Source organism: Amycolatopsis sp. NPDC051372, assembly GCF_040682095.1.
GTDB lineage: Bacteria > Actinomycetota > Actinomycetes > Mycobacteriales > Pseudonocardiaceae > Amycolatopsis.
This window is the reverse complement of sequence record NZ_JBFBAF010000026.1, coordinates 25,837-41,896: the sequence shown is the minus strand read 5'-3', so window position 1 is coordinate 41,896 and position 16,060 is coordinate 25,837. Positions and strand designations below refer to the sequence as shown.

Here is a 16,060-nt window from a genome sequence, read left to right as displayed (position 1 = left end):
GCGGTCACCCAGAAGCGGAGGCACCGTGGCCATGCAACTCGGCCTGCACGCACTGGGCATCGGCTCCGGCGCTCGCCGCGCCGTGATCGACGCGGTCGCCGTGGTGGCCGAGGCGTGCGGCTTCGCGACGCTGTGGTCGGGCGAGCACGTCGTGATGGTCGACCGCGCGTCCTCGCGCTACCCGTACTCGCCCGACGGCCGCATCGCCGTGCCCGCAGCAGCGGACTGGCTCGACCCCTTGATCGGCCTCAGTTTCGCCGCCGCGGCCACGTCGACCATCCGCGTCGCCACAGGTGTCCTGCTCCTGCCCGAACACAACCCGATCGTCGTCGCCAAGCAGGCCGCGAGCCTCGACGTCCTGTCCGGCGGCCGCCTCACCCTCGGCGTGGGCGTCGGCTGGTCGCGCGAGGAGTTCGACGCGCTCGGCGTGCCCTTCGCCCGGCGGACGGCGCGGACCGAGGAGTACGTGGCCGCGATGCGCGCGTTGTGGCGCTCGGACGTCGCGTCGTTCACGGGCGACTTCGTCCAGTTCTCATCCATCCGCGTCAATCCCAAACCATGCGGCGCCACCATCCCGATCATCTTCGGCGGCAACAGCGACTCGGCGCTTTGCCGCGCCGCCACTCTGGGCGACGGCTGGTACGGCTTCAACCTCGACGGCGTTCCCGAGGTCGCCGATCGCCTGGACTTCCTCGCGGCACAAGGCCGCGATCTCGCCGAGCTGCGGATCGCCGTCGCTCTGCGCAACCCCGCCCGTCGCGACATCGCGGACCTGGCTTCACTGGGCGTCGACGAACTGGTGATCGTCGACAGTCCACCCGACGATCCAGGGTCGGCGACGGAATGGGTCTCAGCTCTGGCCGACCGCTGGCTCTGAACCCGCGCCACCCCACCGAATGCGGTTCCTGCGCCGGCAGCATCCACAACGGACTGTCCAATCAGTCCGGATACGTGAACCGTGTCAGCAAATCCATCAACTTCGCCGGCTCACCAGGCCGCAGGTGCGCCACCAACTCCCGCGCCGGCCCCACCGCGTCATCGTGCGCCGCGTCAAACGCCGTCAACCCGGCTTCGGTGATCTCGACCTCACGCACGCGCCGGTCCCCCGGCACGGACTTGCGGACCGCGTACCCCTTCTCCTCCAGATCGTCGACGACCCGCATGATCCCGGCCTTGTCCGAGCCCGTCGCCTCGACCAGGTCCCGCTGCGTGGTCGGCCCACGATCCACCAGGATGATCAGCACGGCGAAATGCCGCAGGTCCAGCCCGTGCGACCGCATGGCGGCCGTCATGGTGCTCGCCACCCGCGCGTGCGCCCGGCGCAGCAACAACCCCAGCGCGAACGGCGAGTCATCCCCCGGCCGATCAGTCGCCCGCGACTTCCCACTCATGCCCGCACTCTACCTCGCCTGATACGGTTTCATCCGATACAGACGGCGCGTGTTCAGCCTCTGAGTCACACTCCGCCAGGCGGAGCTCACCGCCGCCCTGCCCGCCCCACCCGAGCGCCAGCTTCTCGTGCTCCGGCAACGACCGGAACTCCACGTCGACGATCGGCTCGATCCGGTCGACCACGGCCTCGGCGAAGATGTCCAGCACCCGCTTGAGCCGACGCCGGCCCCGCTCCTTCGTGAGCTGCCCCGACAGCAGCGCGGTTTCGACGGGCATGGCGTTCATCCGATCCCATCTGCGCGCCGCCGGACACGGGTTTCGCCTGAAAGCACCAATACGACCCCAGCCTATTCCTACCGAAGAATTGTACAAGAATCGTACAAACTCGGTTCACGCGACGGTTTGACACTTTCCCGAATCGCGTGCAGAAATGGTTCTCATGCGAATTCCCCGAGTGCTCCTCCTCGTGCTCGCCGTCGCCGCCGGCGCGCTCGCGATCCCCGGCACCGCCGGCGCCGCCTACAGCGATCCGCTGACCACCACGACCAAACAGAGCCTGGTCTGGCACGCCACCCCGACCGCCGCGTTGACGGCGCTCGACAACGCGTTGCCCAACGTCAGCCTCAACACCGTCGTCAACGACCCCAGCTACCCCACCACCGGCTGCACCACCGCCGAAAAAGCCGCGCTCCCCAAGGCGCCGGTGGCCACCACGTCCTTCTGCTGGGACACCGACCGCGCGAACAGCGCCACCTGGGTCCCTCAGGGCATCACCACCTCCGGCGACGCCGACGACGACGGCATGTGGGGCGCCGACAAGATCATCCTGTCCGGCTGGCACAGCGGCGACGCCCTCGGCCGCTACGACGACGCCCGCATCATGGCGGTCAACTACGACCAGCCGGCCGCGCCCACCAACCGCATGGTGTACCTCGCCGTCCCCAACAGCACCGGCTCGAGGTTCACCGCCGCCAAAGCCCACATGGGCGGCATGGCCTGGTACGGCGACAAGATCTACGTCACGGCCGTCGGCAACACCTCCACCGCCATCCGCGTCTTCAGCACCAAACACATCCTGCAGATGACCGACACGACGTCCAATTCGATCGGTAAGACATCCGCCGGATACGCCGCCTACACCTACAAGTACGCCCTGATGCAAATCGGCTACTACACCTACACCGGCGGCACCTGCAGCATGCAGTCCGACGCCGGCGTCCCCTGCTTCTCCTCGATGTCCCTGGACCGCACCACCTCGCCCGCCACCATCGTCACCACGGAATACTTCGCCGACCAATCCCTCCACGGCCGCCTCTACCGCTACCCCACCGGCGCCGACTACCTCCTGGCGAGCACGGGCACCACCCCGGCCACCGAGGCCTTCCGCAGCTCCGTCGGCAACATGCAGGGCGTCCTCTCCCACAACGGCAAGTGGTACGTCTCCCACAGCTCCGCCACGCTCAACGGCCAGCTCTGGACCCAGACGACCACTGCGAGCGACTCTTCGACCTGCAGCTCCCCCGCCACGACGGCCTGCTGGGCAGTGCATCCGGAAGCCCTGACCTACGACTGGTCCACCGGCCTGGTCTGGTCCCAGTCCGAATGGTCGACGACGGATTGCTCCGCACAGGGCCAGACGTGTGGCCGCTCGGTGTTCGCCGTACCGCTGTCCTCGCTCCCGGTCTGACGGGTTCCCGGCCGGGCGCCGCTACGCCCGGTACCCTCTGGCACGAGATACCCGTCCTGCGTCCGCGTTTGTCAGTCGCGGTCTGCGGCTTCGGGGTACACGAAGTGATCATCATTGTCACCGACAGCGAACAGCCGCCAGCTCTCGACCTTCGGCCCCGAACTCACGGGAATGACTTCAATCCGTATCGAGTCCGAGCCGGTGACGGCCTCGACGATCAACTGGCCCCCAGTACCGATCTCCGCACCGGCCACTCGGAAATCGGCTTTCGCGAAGCTTGAGGTCAGGGAAGCTGCCCGCACGTCGTACATCGTGGTGAAACTGTCGAACGCCTCGCCGCGGTCAGCACCACGCACCTCGGGCCAGTCCATGTCCCGCGAACCGAGCAAGATCACATCGCCGTGCACGACCCGAAACGGACACTGCGCGTGGATCGCGTGCTCCACCCGCCATCGGGCCGGAACACGACAACCACCATGTTCACGATCCGCCTGATCTCGACCAGGCGCATGCCCGCCAACATCCGGACCTGTTCATCAATGTGGGTCATTCACCGCATCCGAACAACGAAGTCCCTTTCGCAGGATCTCCTGCCAGCGGCCTCCCGACGTCGTCGTTGCCGCTGCACCAAGCTCATCGCTGACCGTCTTTGCTCCAGATCTACCCAAACGCGATCAGCTGCCGCACCCGCCGGCAGCCGGTCTGCCCACCTCTCGCAACTCTACTGAGCTTGCGGCTTGCCTTTCGTTGCGCAACTGCCGGTCACCTGCGTGTTTCCCGTTGACGTCGACGACCTTGGAACGCGGGTCCGCGTCCCGCACCGCCGAACCAGCGGACGGACCCGATAAGCGCACCGGCTACGACCCCAACGCAGCCGGGCCTCTCGCATGTCCTACGCCTTGCGGAGCCCGCTCCCTCCCATCGCGGCGACGATCTTCATAGCCACCGTGGACACGTCGAAACTGGACGCTCGGCGGTGACGCCAGCTCAACGACTTGCTCAGGACGCAGGGGAAGCGGCCGAGATACGGGCGCGACGTCGTGGCGTTGTGAATCGAGCGCGTGCGCCGGCAGGTCGGCTGGATGTGCTGCTCGCGCCGCCGGTCATGCAGTCCGCCCACCGTCCGTGTCACGGACGCCGCGTTCGAGCTGATCCGCACGTTCTACATACCGTGCGAAGACGGGATCGAACAGGTGCCGCCTTCATGTCGAAGACGGAAGGGCGATCGCGGCCGCAGGGGCGTGACCGACCACCTCGCCGACGTCGCCGAAGTCCTGCGCAGCGAACAGCGAGTGCGGAACGCAGGACATGCTCGCGCGACTCGCCGACCGCACGCCGCCGAATACGAAGAGTGGACACCCAGCCGGCTGGCCGGCACCCCCCGCCGAGCACGGCGTCCGCTCAGCCAGGTCGCACGGCTTGATGGTCAACCGCGACGAGGACGTCGCTCAGGCCCCGGCGATCTACGAGACTGAGTGATCGGAGCGGCGGGGAATCTTCCGGCAGGTACGCAACTGCCGAGCAGCCCCCGGCAACCACTAATCCTCTGATTTACCTGCTGAAACACCTACTCGGAGGCACCGGAGGGATCGCTCATGAACAGGCGCCACCCGGGTTGCCGTGTCCTTGGCTGCCCGCACTCCTTCCCCAGCAACAGCGGCTACTACCGGTCACTGAATCGCCTGACGCCCACACCGCGGTCAAGCGGCTCCGCCTCGCAAGGTGGCCTTACCCGCGGGCAAGCACCGGGAGGCCTCGAACCGAACGCGCTCCGGGCAGCCCGCGATAACCACCTCACCCGTCCTCGATACCGACGCCCAACGTCAGCAGCGACGAACCTTCAAGCCAGCAGCGCCGTCCACCGAAAGGGGTCCTGACCTGGTAATACTCTAGGTGTCCAATATCATGGGCAAAACACATGATCATCCCATCCGCCCCTTGAGCCGCAGGCGATACCCCCCTGAAAACAGGCCTCCGCGCGTCGTATACTCTCTTCATCAGCAAGTCCGAGTGGCGGAATGGCAGACGCGCTAGCTTGAGGTGCTAGTGCCCTTAATGGGCGTGGGGGTTCAAGTCCCCCCTCGGACACACACGTTAACCACACGGGGAGAGGCGGTCACCACGACCGCCTCTTTTTTGTTGTCGTAGACCACTTGCAGGCCGAGGTCCCGGTAGACCTGCATGATCCGGTCCGGGTTCCGCGAGTTCAGGTGCCGTGCGACGTCGCCGAGCGAGTCGAGCATGGCGTACACCTCAGCCACGTCGATCGTCTGCGCTTCTGGCAGGTGCTGAAGCTCTTCCTTCGCGGCTTGCCGCTCGGCCTGAGCGATGTTCATCGCGTCGACCAGCGCCGCCGGGTCAACCCCTGCTTCGATCGCCGCCTGGTGCCTGCGCAACCGCGCTTCCGCGTCCTTTAGCCGCTTCTCCACGGCCTCCCGGCCTGTACTCGGCTGGCTGCCCTGCGTGCCGACCAGGGCGGCCACGGTCTCGTCCCGGTTGACTGGATCGAACACCTGGCACAGCCAAGCGTTGATCGGCGGAGTCACGACGTCCTCGCGAAGGTTCACCGTCTTGGGGTGATCGGCCAGTGTCGCGGAGCCTGGAGCCAAGGTTCGCGCGATGCACCGGTAGTAGACACCCTTTCGTATCGCCGCACCCTGCATCTTCCTTGTGCAGATCTCGCAGCGCACCAACCCTTTCAGTAGGTATGTGTGTTTGGCTGCGCTCCGGTCTCGATCGAGCTTTGCGATTCCGCGCATTCCGCCGGCCGCACGAGAACGGCGCACCAGCTGTGCCTGCGTGAACGTCTCCACCGTGACAATCTCCGGGTGTGCGGGTCGCCGCGATCGAACGACGCGCTCCGGCTCCGCGCGGCGGAATCGCACGACATGCCCCGCGCTCACGTCATCGGGGTTCAGCAAGGTTTCGTGCTTGGTCCAGCGGCCGAAGATCGCGTACCCGGTATAGCGCGGATTCTCCAAAATGGATCGGACGGTGCTGCCCTGCCAGCCATCGGCGAGCCGGTGCCGGTTCTGGTCACGCCGACGTTCCGAAGGGCAGGGCACTCCATCCTCATTCAAGCCCTTCGCGATCGCGCGGTCACCGACGCCTTCCATGTACTCGGTGAAGATCCGTCGGACGACGTCTGCCGCCTCGTCATCGATCGCCAGCACGCGCAACCGGAACCCCTCTGCGGCCTTCCGCGGGTTCGGGTGTGGCCCGCCGTCGACCACGGCATAGCCGTACGGTGCGCGGCCGCCCTGGTGTCGCCCTTCGTTGACCACCTGCGCGTCCATCGCCGCGCGGACGCGAGCCTGGACGTGCTGCCGCTCCGACTCGCTCATCCCGCCCAGCACGCTCATCAGCATCTTGTGCGACGGGTTCCGCGCGTCGAACTTCCCGCCCACCTCAGGCACCCACAGGTCTACGCCGTAGGCCGCGAATCGTGGCGCGATCAGCGAGAATTGATTGCCGAACCAACACCGCGTGCCCTCGCCGACCACAACGGCATTCCACGTCCGCCGCGGGTTCTTCAGCTCGGCAAGCAGCCGAGCGGCTTCGGGACGCCGCTCCCACGGCACCGAACGTGACTGCCCGATGTCGAAGAACTCGGCCACGACCCGTCCGCCCAGCGGCTCGACGAACTTCCGAGCGTTCCCGAACTGCCAGCCGCGAGAAGTCTCGGGGTCCTGGTTGTCCTCGGTAGAGCACCGGCCGTAGACCGCCAGCTCGCCGATCCCGTCGTCTACGGGGTCGACGACTTCCAGGCCAAGGATGTCGTCGAGCGTCGCCCATGGGTCACTGCTGATTTCATCCGTCACGGTCTACCTCCTCCGCCGGTCCGTCCAGTACCGGCACCTCGGCAAGCTCGATCAGGATGGCCAGCAAACCGCGCGCGACAGCAGGCGTTAGCCTTGGCAATCCCGCAGGTAGGATAACTCGAATCGGTCGATCCTCGGAGTGATCGGCACTCATGGCTGATCTTCCTCCACGTCCGGCTCGCCGCCAGTGGCCGCGCGGCTGATGAAACTCCTGATTTCAGCGGTCAGGTATCCGCGCACTTGCCTAACCTCGCCGTCGTCGCCGGTCACCCGGTCCCGGGTCGGCCGGCATCCCAGATCAGTCATCTCCTGGGCGAACGTCCGCCGGTCCATCTCCAGCGCGTCGAGCAGTTCGGCCGTCGGTACGAAGTCCCGGCCGTCCTCGCCGAGATCGTCGCCCAGGTAGTCGACGATCGACGTGAGCAGCGCAGGCAGCTCAACTGCGTCAACGGGCTGACCTGCACTGATTGCCTTCACTGCCGCGGCGTGGTCGAGCACTGGCATGGTGTCCTGCCCTGCTGCGTGCCCGGTCAGGGTCCCGGCCGCTTCGCGCAGCGCACGGCCTTGCTCGCAGATGGTCCGCCAGTCCTCGTTCGGCATGTAATAGGTCCGGACCGTCATGGCCAGCACGTCGGCGCCGGCCGCGGTGTCGCCGTCCGGCCGCAGGATGCCGACGCCCTTGTGCGAGGGCAGCAGCCGCGAGGAGTCGAACCCTCGCGTGTTCATCTGCTCGCCGAGCACGATGTTCGAGTCGCGCCAGTCCATCACCCGCAAGGCGAACCGGGAGCCGAGCACCGCGCGCAGCCCGGACGGGATCGTCTTCGAATCCGGCCGCTGCGTCGCGAGCACGAGCACGATCCCCGCGGCCGGCCCCTTCTTCGCCAGCCATGTCAGCAGCTCACCGACATACTCACCCGCGGGTAGCTTCTTTCCCTGCACGTCAACGGGTGTGCGGTCCTCCAAGGGAACCTGAACCTCATCGATGAAGATCGCTGTGATCGGCATGTTCAACGACTTGTCCCGGGACATCTCCGGCGTGACCTTCGACTCCGGGCAGGTGAGGTCGTCCAGGTCGCGCATCCGTCGGAACCGCGTCTGAACTTCGCCGACCAGTTCGATCAGCCAGTCCACCAGGGCCAGCACGTGTTCGGGTTCGTCGCCGGACATGAACCGGTGCGCCACCAAACCGGCCGCGTCCCAGTCCTTCCCCGCTTTGAAGTCTGCCACGTACAGCCGGACCCACGCGTCCAGGATGAGCCCGGCTGCGGCGAGCCGGGCGGAAAACGTCTTGCCCTGCCGCGGAATCGCGCCGACGAGCAGCGACGTCCACACCAGCGGAAGGTCGATCCGCCGATCCCGCGCGTCCCGTCCGAACGGGATCGGCCGCCACGCGTCCCACTGCGTCACGCCGAGCAGCGGCGTCCGCAACGGCGGTGATGCGTACGGGTCTTCATCAGCCACCCACATCGCCACCCGGCCGGCGTGCCCGCCGTTGCCGCGCACTCGCTCGACGATCAGCTGGACTTCGTCGACCGCGAGCGCCGACGCGAGTGCGTCCCGGTTCTTCACGACGTCGGCTGCCTTGCGCGTGGCGGGAAGGTCGATGGTGACCGCCCAGCCGTCACCGACGCGCGTCGCGCGCTCGACGAGCCGCAACGTCTCGTCCTTGCCGATCAGCTTCGCGTCCCGGAAGGCGTCCACCAGGACCTGCGGGTCCATCGTCCACGTGAGCGTCCGTGGCCCGGCGAGCGCCGGCTTACGCCCGGGACTGCCGTCCTTCCTGCGTCCGAGAACCGCGAGCGCTACCGACGCAGCGGCCCCGGCGATCCACAGTGGATCGTCCCCATACACGAGGTCGACGACGGCCACTGCAATGGCGACAACGACCGTAACGGCACAGCTGACCCTCCACCGGAACAACGTCAGCGCCCGGATTTCGATGAACTTGTCCGCCAGCTTTTCCGACTCCTCGGCGGCCGTCCGGTAATCCCGGACGGTTACCCACCTACGCCACCACCGCGCACCGACGACGACGCCGCGCACAACCGCACCGAGGAACCGCAACGGCGACAGCACCAGCCACACCACCGCATCCTTGAACGCCTGGACCGCCTGCGGCTTGCTCTTGAGCCACAACGGCACCCGTGGCGAGTGCAACCACCACCGCACGAGACGGTTCCGACGTCGCTCACGCCGACGTGGCTGCGGCAACGTGTCGTCGACCAGCTCGCCGTCGAGCACGGGATCGGCCTTGACCGGCAATGAGTCAGCCATTGGCCACCTCTGCGCGCAGCGCCCGCGCCAGTCGCGGTGACAGCCCGCGCGAACAGCCGGTCGCCCGCCGCACCCACGCCGGCGTGATCTCGACGTCCGGCGTCCAGCTCTCCCGGGCGATCGCGAGGTAGTCGCCGAACAGGACGCGCCTACCGGCGTTCACGGGCTCCTCGTGAACAGGACGCCGTTCAGCAGCCACGAGCACGGCGTCGGTGAGCTTGTCCCGCAGGTCGGTGATCGCTTCGACCGCGGCGAACACGACCAGCGGCGGCACTGAGTGCAGGACGATCGATGCAGGATCGCCGGCCGCGAACGATGTCCAGCTGTTCATGACGTACGTAGCCGCGAGCGTGAACCATTTTGCCCGCCGCACCCACGGACCCGTCCGGACCTGGTATCGCGCGGTCACTTGCTCCGCGCGCAGGATCGCGAGCAGGACCAGCGAGACGGTCGGGTCCAGCACCCATGCCGCCAGCCACGGCAGCGAGCCCGTCCGTGTCCCGGCGGACGCGAAGCCTTGGACGTTGGTCATCGTGAACGCCAGTCCGAGCACGATCCCGGTCCAGCACATCCAATCGACCTGCCGCCTGACCCGCTCGATCCGCAGCGCGACGACGTCCGGATCGGTTTGATAGGCGCGCACCTCCGCGGCGTCGGCCGCGTCCTGCGCGAGCCGTTGCGCACGGTTCATCGCCGACCACCTCGCTTCCGGGTGTCGACGGTGGTCACGGTCATGGCGCGAGTCAGTGCGTACGACGCGAACAGCGCTGGCAGGGCGAGCACGGCGACGAGCAGCCACGGGCTGCCCGGGTGCGCGATCACCACCCACTGGACGGCGACGATCAAGCCGGCGTTGAATAGCACCCGCCCGACCAGCGACACGAGCCGTGCCCCGCTCCGTGCGGCTTCTGCGGCAGCCTTCGCCCGGCGGGAACCGGCCCGCCAGACCCAGAACAGCACGAGCAGCACGCCGACTCCGGCGAGGATATGCGTGGGTGTCACGGTCAGTCCGTTCATCGCTCACCCCGATCGATCCGCTCGCCGCGCCGCAGCCAGTGCGGGTGCAGCGCGCGCCGGTCGTCGTCGGTCATCGCGCCCCAGACGCCGACCGTCTCGGCGCCGGCTGTCCGAAGCTCCAGTTCAAGACACTCGTCCTGGACCGGGCAGCCACCGCACAAGCGCTTGGCGAACTCCCGATCGTCACGAGCGTCTGGCGGCCCGCCCGCCTTCGGGGTCATGCAGGCTCCATCGCTGGTCACGATGGTGGTCAGGACATCGGTGGGCACCCATCGCAAGCGATCCAGCCGCCACGCGATGCCGATCAGCTGGAGGTCGTCCATGCCGCACCTCCGTCCTGAAGCGCCTTGGCCAGCTCGGCGGAGGAGACCCGCAGGCCGGTCCGGCATCGGGTGGCGCGCAGGGCGCCGGTCCGGATCGCCCGGCTGACCGTGTTGCGGGAGACGCCGAGAATCCACGCGGACTCGGGAATGGTGTGAAAGGTCGTTTTGGTGTTCATGAGAGAACCATTCTGTTGATTTCAAGACTATGTTGTTTATTTCAGCTGTCATGTGGACGTGTTTGTCCGCGCGCCGCGGCAACACGCACCCGCGGCGCTAATGAACGGTTGAAAAGCCGCTAATCTCGGCGCTGAGGCGGAGCGCGGAGGAATACGTGACGGAGGACTGGGCGGCGGTCGCGAAGGCGATCGACATGCGCGTGCGGGAACTGGGCTGGCGGCAACGCGAGCTGGCCGAGCGGTCGCACGTGTCGCAAGCGACGGTGCGCGAGCTTCAGCACCACGTCATCGAGCGGCGCCGCAGCGCCCGAACGCTCGAAGCGCTGTCGACGACGTTGGGCTGGCACCCGCGGCATCTGCTGGCCGTGCTGCAGAACCGCACGCCGCCGCACCCGGACGAGCCGGCCGACGATGGTCACGAGCTCGCATACCGATTGGACGCGCTCGAGCAGCGGCTGGCCGAGATCACAGACCGGCTCGAAGACGTTCAAACGAGCCTGGCGACCGTGGTCGAGCACATCCGGCCGAAGCGTTAGCGAGGTCTTTTCCATGCCTTCAATTCAAGGCTGGAACGGCCTCGCAACCCATGCACAACCACCGCAGCATCACCGCACAACCACCGCAGATCACCGACATTCGGGAGCGCAATGAATCCGGCCGGGGGATGGACGGGACGCACGGCGACGGCATTGCAATCGGCATTACGGCTGAGTCAAGAACGCTTCGCAGAACGCCTGGGAATCAGCGCGCGCACGGTCGGGTCGTGGCACAAGAAACCGAATCTTCGACCGCAGTCAGACATGCAACAGGTCTTGGACACGGCGTTGGCGCAGGCGTCGGACGCCGAGCGCGACCGGTTCGGCGCCTTGACCGGCGACGCACCGGCCAGCGCCTCGCCGGCCGCGTCGAGCGAGGCCGATGAACGCCTGGACGCCGACCCTCACATCGGCGCCGCACTGGAGTGGCTCGACCGTCACGCGCACTGGACGCCGGGTACCGCGCGTCGCGCTGTTGCCGATCGTCTCGCCCGCATCGACGCCCAAGAGCTTCAAGACCGTGGGACGCGGCGTGGTTGGGTCAGCCAACGCGACGTCGCGGCCGCGCTGACCACTTACTACGGCAGCCGGCTCGACGATCACGGCCTGTACACGGCGCAATGCGGTGATCTCGCCATGAACACCAGCGTTCTGACCTGCGCAGACTGGCTCGACCTGGATTGCGAGCTTCGTCCGCCGTATGACCGGCTCCAGGTGCCGAGCGCACAGCCGGAAGCCGACCTAGACCTGGACGACCGCGCCGCCGACCGCGCTGTTCAGCGACTCGCCGAGACGCTGTCCATGAACACCCGGCTCACGGACAGCCCGATCTACCGGCTCACGAGCACGGACATCCGTGAACACCAGCTTCGCGGCACGTTCGGCGTGTCCCAGTTCGTGCACTACGCGCTGACGGCCGACCTTCTCGAAGGTGAACTGGTCGACGCGGTGGCCGCGGGCTCGGCAGCCATGCCGCTCAGGGACCGTTACCTGCCGGACCTGCGCTCGGTGCTCGATGTCGGCGAGCGGCTTTGCGCGGGCGGCGTCCTCGCGCTGACGGCGATCGCCCGGCCCGCCGACCCGTACCGCGGAGAAGCGGACTACTTGCTGCTGGTCCAAGAGCGGTCCGGCAACGTGCTGAACGCGGCGCGCCGGCTCGCGGTGATACCGAAGGGCTTCCACCAGCCGCTGACCGACGTCCGCCGCGACGCGCAGGTGGGCATGACACTCCGCCGTGAGATGGAAGAAGAGCTGTTCGGCCGGCCAGACATCGACAACACCCTGGGTGACACGCTGGCGGCCGATCCGCTGCACCCAACCAAGCTCACCGAGCCGATGAGCTGGCTCATGGCGCAGCCCGGCCGGCTGCGGATGGAGTGCACGGGGTTCGGCCTGAACCTCGTCAGCGGAAACTACGAGTTCGCCAGCCTGATTGTCATCGACGACGAAGAGTTTTGGGCACGCTACGGAGGAGTGGTCGAAGCAAACTGGGAATCCGCGACTCTTCGTCAGTATTCGACTACCGATGACGAGCTCGTCACCGAGTTGCTGGGTGATGTAGCGTGGAGCAACGAAGGATTGTTCGCCATGTCGCAAGGGCTCAGGCGCCTTGCGGAAATCGGCGGAGAGCGCGTGAAACTACCCGCGATTGAATGGGAGATCAGCCAGTGACTGACGGTTGGACCGCCGGCAACGCCAACGAAGATGCGGCGGACACACGCGGCTGGCTGGTCGGCCACTTCATTGATCCGTCACAGGGCGTTCGCTCGTCGAAAGACGTGGAAGTCAAGTGGGCCAACCATCCTGCGGGCGACAAGCGTCCCGAGTGGACCTCAGACGACCAGCGAACCACGCTGGTGATGCTCGTCTCAGGTGAGTTCCGAGTGGAAGTCACCGGCGGGAGCAAGGTCATGAACCGGCCGGGCGACTACCTCATGTGGGGCCCGGGAATCGACCATTCCTGGGAAGCGTTGGCGGATTCGCTTGTCTTGACGGTCCGCTGGCCGTCAGCGACCTAATTCGACTGCGGGAATCCTCGCCCGCCCACCGCCGATCTCGGAGAGTCGACGCAGGCCCTGGAGAAATGCGAACAATCCCTCATTACTCCAGGTTTCGTCACCGATCAGTTCGGTGATCAGGTCTCCGTCGAGAGTCGAGTACTGCCGCAGCCCGGCGGCCTCCCAGTTCGCTTCGACGTCACCGCCGAACCGCGGCCAGAACTCCTCATCTTCGATCACGACCAGGCTGGCGAACTCGTAGTTCCCGCTGACCAGGTTGAACCCGAACCCAGTGCACTCCATCCGCAACCGGCCGGGCCGTTCGGTCAACCACCGCATCGGCGCCGAGAGCCGGGCCGGGTGCATGGGATCGGCGGCCCGCTGGACGCCGGTTGTCCGGTCGACGTCGCCCCTGCCGAACAGCTCTTCTTCCAGCTCGCGGCGCAGCGTGGCGCCGATCCGCGCGTCGGCGCGTTGATCGGAGAGCGGCCCGTGGAAGCTCTTCGGGATGACGGCCAGCCTGCGAGCCGCGTTCACCACGTGCCGCGAGCGCTCCTGCACCAGCAAGAGGTAGTCCGCTTCACCGCGGAACGGATCGGCGGGCCGTGCGATCGCCGTCAACGCGAGCACGCCACCAGCGCAAAGCCGTCCCGGAAGGTCGAGCACGGCCTGAAGATCCGGCAGGTACCGGTCCCGGAGCGGCGTCCGACCCGGTTGTACCGCGCGGCTATCGTGTAGCTCCCGTTCGAGAAGATCCACACTCAGGGCGTACTCGACGAACGGCACCACCTGGACGTCGCCGCCGACCATTTCCGGTCGGATCTGCACGTCCGTGAGCCGATACAGCGGCACGTCCGCGATGCGCACGTCGTCGGCCGCGGCTTCGGCCAGCCGCCGAACCGCCCCGACTTCGTCGACCGGCTCACGTGCCGCATTCTCGTTGGCAGAAAACACAATCCGGTCGTTCACGGCCGTCAACGGGCAAGCAAGGTCCAGCCAGTCCGGCCGGGTCAGGACGCTGGTCGCGACGTCAACCTGTCCGCAGCGCGCGGCATACAGCACATGCCCGGGAACCGAGTCGCGGTAATAGTTCGCCAAGGCGGCTGCAACACGACTCCGACCGGCCGGCGCGTCGGAATGCGGCTTCACCGGCGCGGCGGTTACCACGCGTCCGCGTGCAGTTCCGGGAGACCACCCAGCGTGCCGATCCAGCCAGCCGAACGCAGGCTCAAGCGCCGAGCCAAGCTCCGCCGTCCCATCCAGCGTCCGCAGGTGGATCAGCTCGCGCAGCTCGTCCGCGGTGCGGCCGAGAACCTTGGCCAGCTTCGGCCACTGGTACGGCAGGGGCGCGTAGTCGCCAGCTTCCCACCGGATGACCGTCGTGCGGTCGACGCCCATCACCTCGGCAAGGTTCTCCTGAGTCAGCCCGGCCGCCTTACGCGCTGAAACAAGCTCCTTGCGTCGACGAACGCTGACCACTCGACCACCTCATCCCGGTTGACGCGATCAGAGCGTATCAGCTGTCATTGCAGGTAAAGGCTCCAAGTGCCGCATTCCCGCCGCGAAACATCAACGTTTCCGCTCTGGGCCACGCCCAACTCTCCGGATTGGATGATTTCAACAGATCCAAAGACCAGGGGGTGGATGTGACCAGCGGCGAACACGGCTCGCGCTTGTACGTGACCTGGCACCGTTGCGTGGCAGACAACCTGGACCACGCCGTCACCGACGAGGCTCTGGCCGATGGCATCGCGCGTCAGGAAGGCCGCTACCACACGCTCTGCGGCCGCAATGTGCTGTTTCACTCCTGCCTGACGCCTCCTGGCCGGCCGTGCGCTACCTGCAAGTCGCTGGTCTGGCTCCGCACGGCCCCGCCGTCGGCCGAACCCGCGTCCCATCGCAAGCCGTCGTGCTGGCGTCGCGTCTTCGGCCGTCTCCAGACTCCGGCTGTCCTGCTGCCGCGCCCGCCTCAACGCGTGCGGCTCATTCCCGAGCAGGACAGCCGGACCACCACGTCGGCGGGGACGGGCAGCACCCCGAGCGCGCCCGTTCCCGCCGACCACCATCACCGGCGGCCGACCCGATGACGGTCTTCATAGCGCGCCCGCTGTCCGGCACGGTCGGCGAATCCCGCCGCGTCGTCCACGTCTTCCCGCTCCCAGCAGGGGGTTCGGCGCCTGAACGGCTGACGGCGTATTGCGGCGTGACGTTCGGCCGGAGCGAGCTTGAGTTGTTGGAACGCCCGGTCGGGATGCCGTGCGTGACCTGCCTCCGCCTCGCACCCACCTCCAGCGACGCCGACCGGGAGGCGATCGAGCGATGACGCCGAGCCCGCCGATCGCACCGGCGTTTCAACGTGAGCTGGACCCGCTGCTGCTCCTGCCGGCGCGGCTGTTCGTACTGTGCCAACTGGTGGACATGCGCTGGCGCAGGGCTGTCGTGGCCGGGACCGCTCTGGGCGTGGATGGGCGGAGTCTCGCGCCCCACCTGATGACCTTGCGCGCCGCCGGATACGTGGAGACCCGGTTCGAGAGAGCAAGCCTGGTGCTCCGTTTGACACCGCGCGGACTCGACGGGATGACCGAGGACGTGACCGCGCTGCGCTCTGTCGCGAACACAGCCGCCGAACTCGTCACTGCGCGGCGCGCTCCGCCCATCCGGTGTGCTGTGACGGGTGTGGCCCGATGCGCTAAACCGCCTGAAGGCGGCTGTTCGTGACGACTGTGACGGGACCCCAGCCGAGCTGTCACAGCCGTCACGCGAGCGTTCTCGCAGGTCAACCGGCATTCGTTGCCGTCACAAGCCGTGTGACGGCCGTGACGGCTATCTCGGACTGC

At 67.2% G+C, this 16,060-nt stretch carries 17 protein-coding genes and 1 tRNA gene; 8 read left to right on the top strand and 10 right to left on the bottom strand.

Annotated elements, in window-relative coordinates; translation table 11 throughout:
• Positions 1-31 precede the first annotated feature (31 nt).
• Entirely contained in the window at positions 32-877 is an 846-nt protein-coding gene (locus AB0M56_RS33680; protein WP_364183940.1) for an LLM class F420-dependent oxidoreductase, read from the top strand.
• A 61-nt stretch (positions 878-938) separates the two neighbouring features.
• Here the strand turns inward: AB0M56_RS33680 and AB0M56_RS33675 are convergent, their stop codons facing one another.
• Positions 939-1,391: a MarR family transcriptional regulator gene (locus AB0M56_RS33675; RefSeq protein WP_364183631.1), complete on the bottom strand. Its 453-nt coding sequence runs from the start codon at positions 1,389-1,391 to the stop codon at positions 939-941.
• The gene (locus AB0M56_RS33670) at positions 1,366-1,668 is read right to left on the bottom strand and encodes a hypothetical protein (protein WP_364183628.1); all 303 of its coding nucleotides are present in this window, start codon (positions 1,666-1,668) and stop codon (positions 1,366-1,368) included. The genes AB0M56_RS33675 and AB0M56_RS33670 overlap by 26 nt, the downstream gene beginning before the upstream one ends.
• A 163-nt stretch (positions 1,669-1,831) precedes the next feature.
• Here AB0M56_RS33670 and AB0M56_RS33665 point away from each other — a divergent pair, with 163 nt between their 5' ends.
• Positions 1,832-3,079 carry a hypothetical protein gene (locus AB0M56_RS33665; protein ID WP_364183626.1) on the top strand — a complete coding sequence of 416 codons (1,248 nt, stop codon included), beginning with the start codon at positions 1,832-1,834 and terminating at the stop codon, positions 3,077-3,079.
• A 71-nt stretch (positions 3,080-3,150) separates the two neighbouring features.
• Here AB0M56_RS33665 and AB0M56_RS33660 read toward each other — a convergent pair whose 3' ends face one another.
• On the bottom strand, positions 3,151-3,525 hold the full coding sequence (locus tag AB0M56_RS33660) for a hypothetical protein (protein ID WP_364183623.1): 375 nt from the start codon (positions 3,523-3,525) through the stop codon (positions 3,151-3,153).
• A gap of 1,558 nt (positions 3,526-5,083) precedes the next feature.
• Between AB0M56_RS33660 and AB0M56_RS33655 the strand changes: the two genes are divergently transcribed.
• Positions 5,084-5,167, top strand: a tRNA-Leu gene (locus tag AB0M56_RS33655).
• On the opposite strand, the gene AB0M56_RS33650 is transcribed toward AB0M56_RS33655, so the two are convergent.
• The 6 genes from AB0M56_RS33650 to AB0M56_RS33625 all read right to left on the bottom strand — a co-directional run bounded on the left by AB0M56_RS33650 (position 5,149) and on the right by AB0M56_RS33625 (position 10,690).
• The gene (locus AB0M56_RS33650) at positions 5,149-6,900 is read right to left on the bottom strand and encodes a recombinase family protein (RefSeq protein ID WP_364183620.1); all 1,752 of its coding nucleotides are present in this window, start codon (positions 6,898-6,900) and stop codon (positions 5,149-5,151) included. The two genes, AB0M56_RS33655 and AB0M56_RS33650, sit on opposite strands and share 19 nt — an antisense overlap.
• A gap of 150 nt (positions 6,901-7,050) precedes the next feature.
• Positions 7,051-9,174 (bottom strand): cell division protein FtsK, encoded by a 2,124-nt coding sequence (locus AB0M56_RS33645; RefSeq protein ID WP_364183618.1) that lies wholly within the window; start codon positions 9,172-9,174, stop codon positions 7,051-7,053.
• Positions 9,167-9,865, bottom strand: a complete 699-nt coding sequence (locus AB0M56_RS33640) for a hypothetical protein (RefSeq protein ID WP_364183615.1) — start codon at positions 9,863-9,865, stop codon at positions 9,167-9,169. Before AB0M56_RS33640 ends, AB0M56_RS33645 begins: the two co-directional genes overlap by 8 nt.
• The gene (locus AB0M56_RS33635) at positions 9,862-10,191 is read right to left on the bottom strand and encodes a hypothetical protein (RefSeq protein WP_364183613.1); all 330 of its coding nucleotides are present in this window, start codon (positions 10,189-10,191) and stop codon (positions 9,862-9,864) included. The genes AB0M56_RS33640 and AB0M56_RS33635 overlap by 4 nt, the downstream gene beginning before the upstream one ends.
• The gene (locus AB0M56_RS33630; protein WP_364183611.1) at positions 10,188-10,514 is read right to left on the bottom strand and encodes a WhiB family transcriptional regulator; all 327 of its coding nucleotides are present in this window, start codon (positions 10,512-10,514) and stop codon (positions 10,188-10,190) included. Before AB0M56_RS33630 ends, AB0M56_RS33635 begins: the two co-directional genes overlap by 4 nt.
• Positions 10,496-10,690, bottom strand: coding sequence for a helix-turn-helix domain-containing protein (locus AB0M56_RS33625; RefSeq protein WP_204089415.1), 195 nt, complete (start codon positions 10,688-10,690; stop codon positions 10,496-10,498). The genes AB0M56_RS33630 and AB0M56_RS33625 overlap by 19 nt, the downstream gene beginning before the upstream one ends.
• A gap of 155 nt (positions 10,691-10,845) precedes the next feature.
• Between AB0M56_RS33625 and AB0M56_RS33620 the strand changes: the two genes are divergently transcribed.
• From AB0M56_RS33620 to AB0M56_RS33610, 3 genes are all read left to right on the top strand, one after another.
• Complete coding sequence (locus AB0M56_RS33620) at positions 10,846-11,226, top strand: helix-turn-helix transcriptional regulator (protein ID WP_364183608.1); 381 nt, start codon at positions 10,846-10,848, stop codon at positions 11,224-11,226.
• A gap of 111 nt (positions 11,227-11,337) precedes the next feature.
• Complete coding sequence (locus AB0M56_RS33615) at positions 11,338-12,897, top strand: transcriptional regulator (protein ID WP_364183606.1); 1,560 nt, start codon at positions 11,338-11,340, stop codon at positions 12,895-12,897.
• Entirely contained in the window at positions 12,894-13,244 is a 351-nt protein-coding gene (locus AB0M56_RS33610; RefSeq protein ID WP_364183603.1) for a cupin domain-containing protein, read from the top strand. Before AB0M56_RS33615 ends, AB0M56_RS33610 begins: the two co-directional genes overlap by 4 nt.
• Here the strand turns inward: AB0M56_RS33610 and AB0M56_RS33605 are convergent.
• A complete protein-coding gene (locus AB0M56_RS33605; RefSeq protein WP_364183600.1) occupies positions 13,233-14,702 on the bottom strand; it encodes a helix-turn-helix transcriptional regulator in 1,470 nt (489 codons plus the stop codon). The two genes, AB0M56_RS33610 and AB0M56_RS33605, sit on opposite strands and share 12 nt — an antisense overlap.
• A 161-nt stretch (positions 14,703-14,863) precedes the next feature.
• Here AB0M56_RS33605 and AB0M56_RS33600 point away from each other — a divergent pair, with 161 nt between their 5' ends.
• Together AB0M56_RS33600 and AB0M56_RS33595 are read left to right on the top strand one after the other, a co-directional pair.
• Positions 14,864-15,310, top strand: coding sequence for a hypothetical protein (locus AB0M56_RS33600; protein ID WP_360595219.1), 447 nt, complete (start codon positions 14,864-14,866; stop codon positions 15,308-15,310).
• Positions 15,311-15,542: 232 nt separating this feature from the next.
• Complete coding sequence (locus tag AB0M56_RS33595) at positions 15,543-15,941, top strand: helix-turn-helix transcriptional regulator (protein ID WP_364183597.1); 399 nt, start codon at positions 15,543-15,545, stop codon at positions 15,939-15,941.
• Positions 15,942-16,060: the final 119 nt, after the last annotated feature.

Coding starts and splice junctions, on each gene's coding strand:
- AB0M56_RS33680 (WP_364183940.1), top strand. CDS start 32: ATGCAACTCGGCCTGCACGCACTGGGCATCGGCTCCGGCGCTCGCCGC.
- AB0M56_RS33675 (WP_364183631.1), bottom strand. CDS start 1,391: ATGAGTGGGAAGTCGCGGGCGACTGATCGGCCGGGGGATGACTCGCCG.
- AB0M56_RS33670 (WP_364183628.1), bottom strand. CDS start 1,668: ATGCCCGTCGAAACCGCGCTGCTGTCGGGGCAGCTCACGAAGGAGCGG.
- AB0M56_RS33665 (WP_364183626.1), top strand. CDS start 1,832: ATGCGAATTCCCCGAGTGCTCCTCCTCGTGCTCGCCGTCGCCGCCGGC.
- AB0M56_RS33645 (WP_364183618.1), bottom strand. CDS start 9,174: ATGGCTGACTCATTGCCGGTCAAGGCCGATCCCGTGCTCGACGGCGAG.
- AB0M56_RS33640 (WP_364183615.1), bottom strand. CDS start 9,865: ATGAACCGTGCGCAACGGCTCGCGCAGGACGCGGCCGACGCCGCGGAG.
- AB0M56_RS33635 (WP_364183613.1), bottom strand. CDS start 10,191: ATGAACGGACTGACCGTGACACCCACGCATATCCTCGCCGGAGTCGGC.
- AB0M56_RS33630 (WP_364183611.1), bottom strand. CDS start 10,514: ATGGACGACCTCCAGCTGATCGGCATCGCGTGGCGGCTGGATCGCTTG.
- AB0M56_RS33625 (WP_204089415.1), bottom strand. CDS start 10,690: ATGAACACCAAAACGACCTTTCACACCATTCCCGAGTCCGCGTGGATT.
- AB0M56_RS33615 (WP_364183606.1), top strand. CDS start 11,338: ATGAATCCGGCCGGGGGATGGACGGGACGCACGGCGACGGCATTGCAA.
- AB0M56_RS33595 (WP_364183597.1), top strand. CDS start 15,543: ATGACGCCGAGCCCGCCGATCGCACCGGCGTTTCAACGTGAGCTGGAC.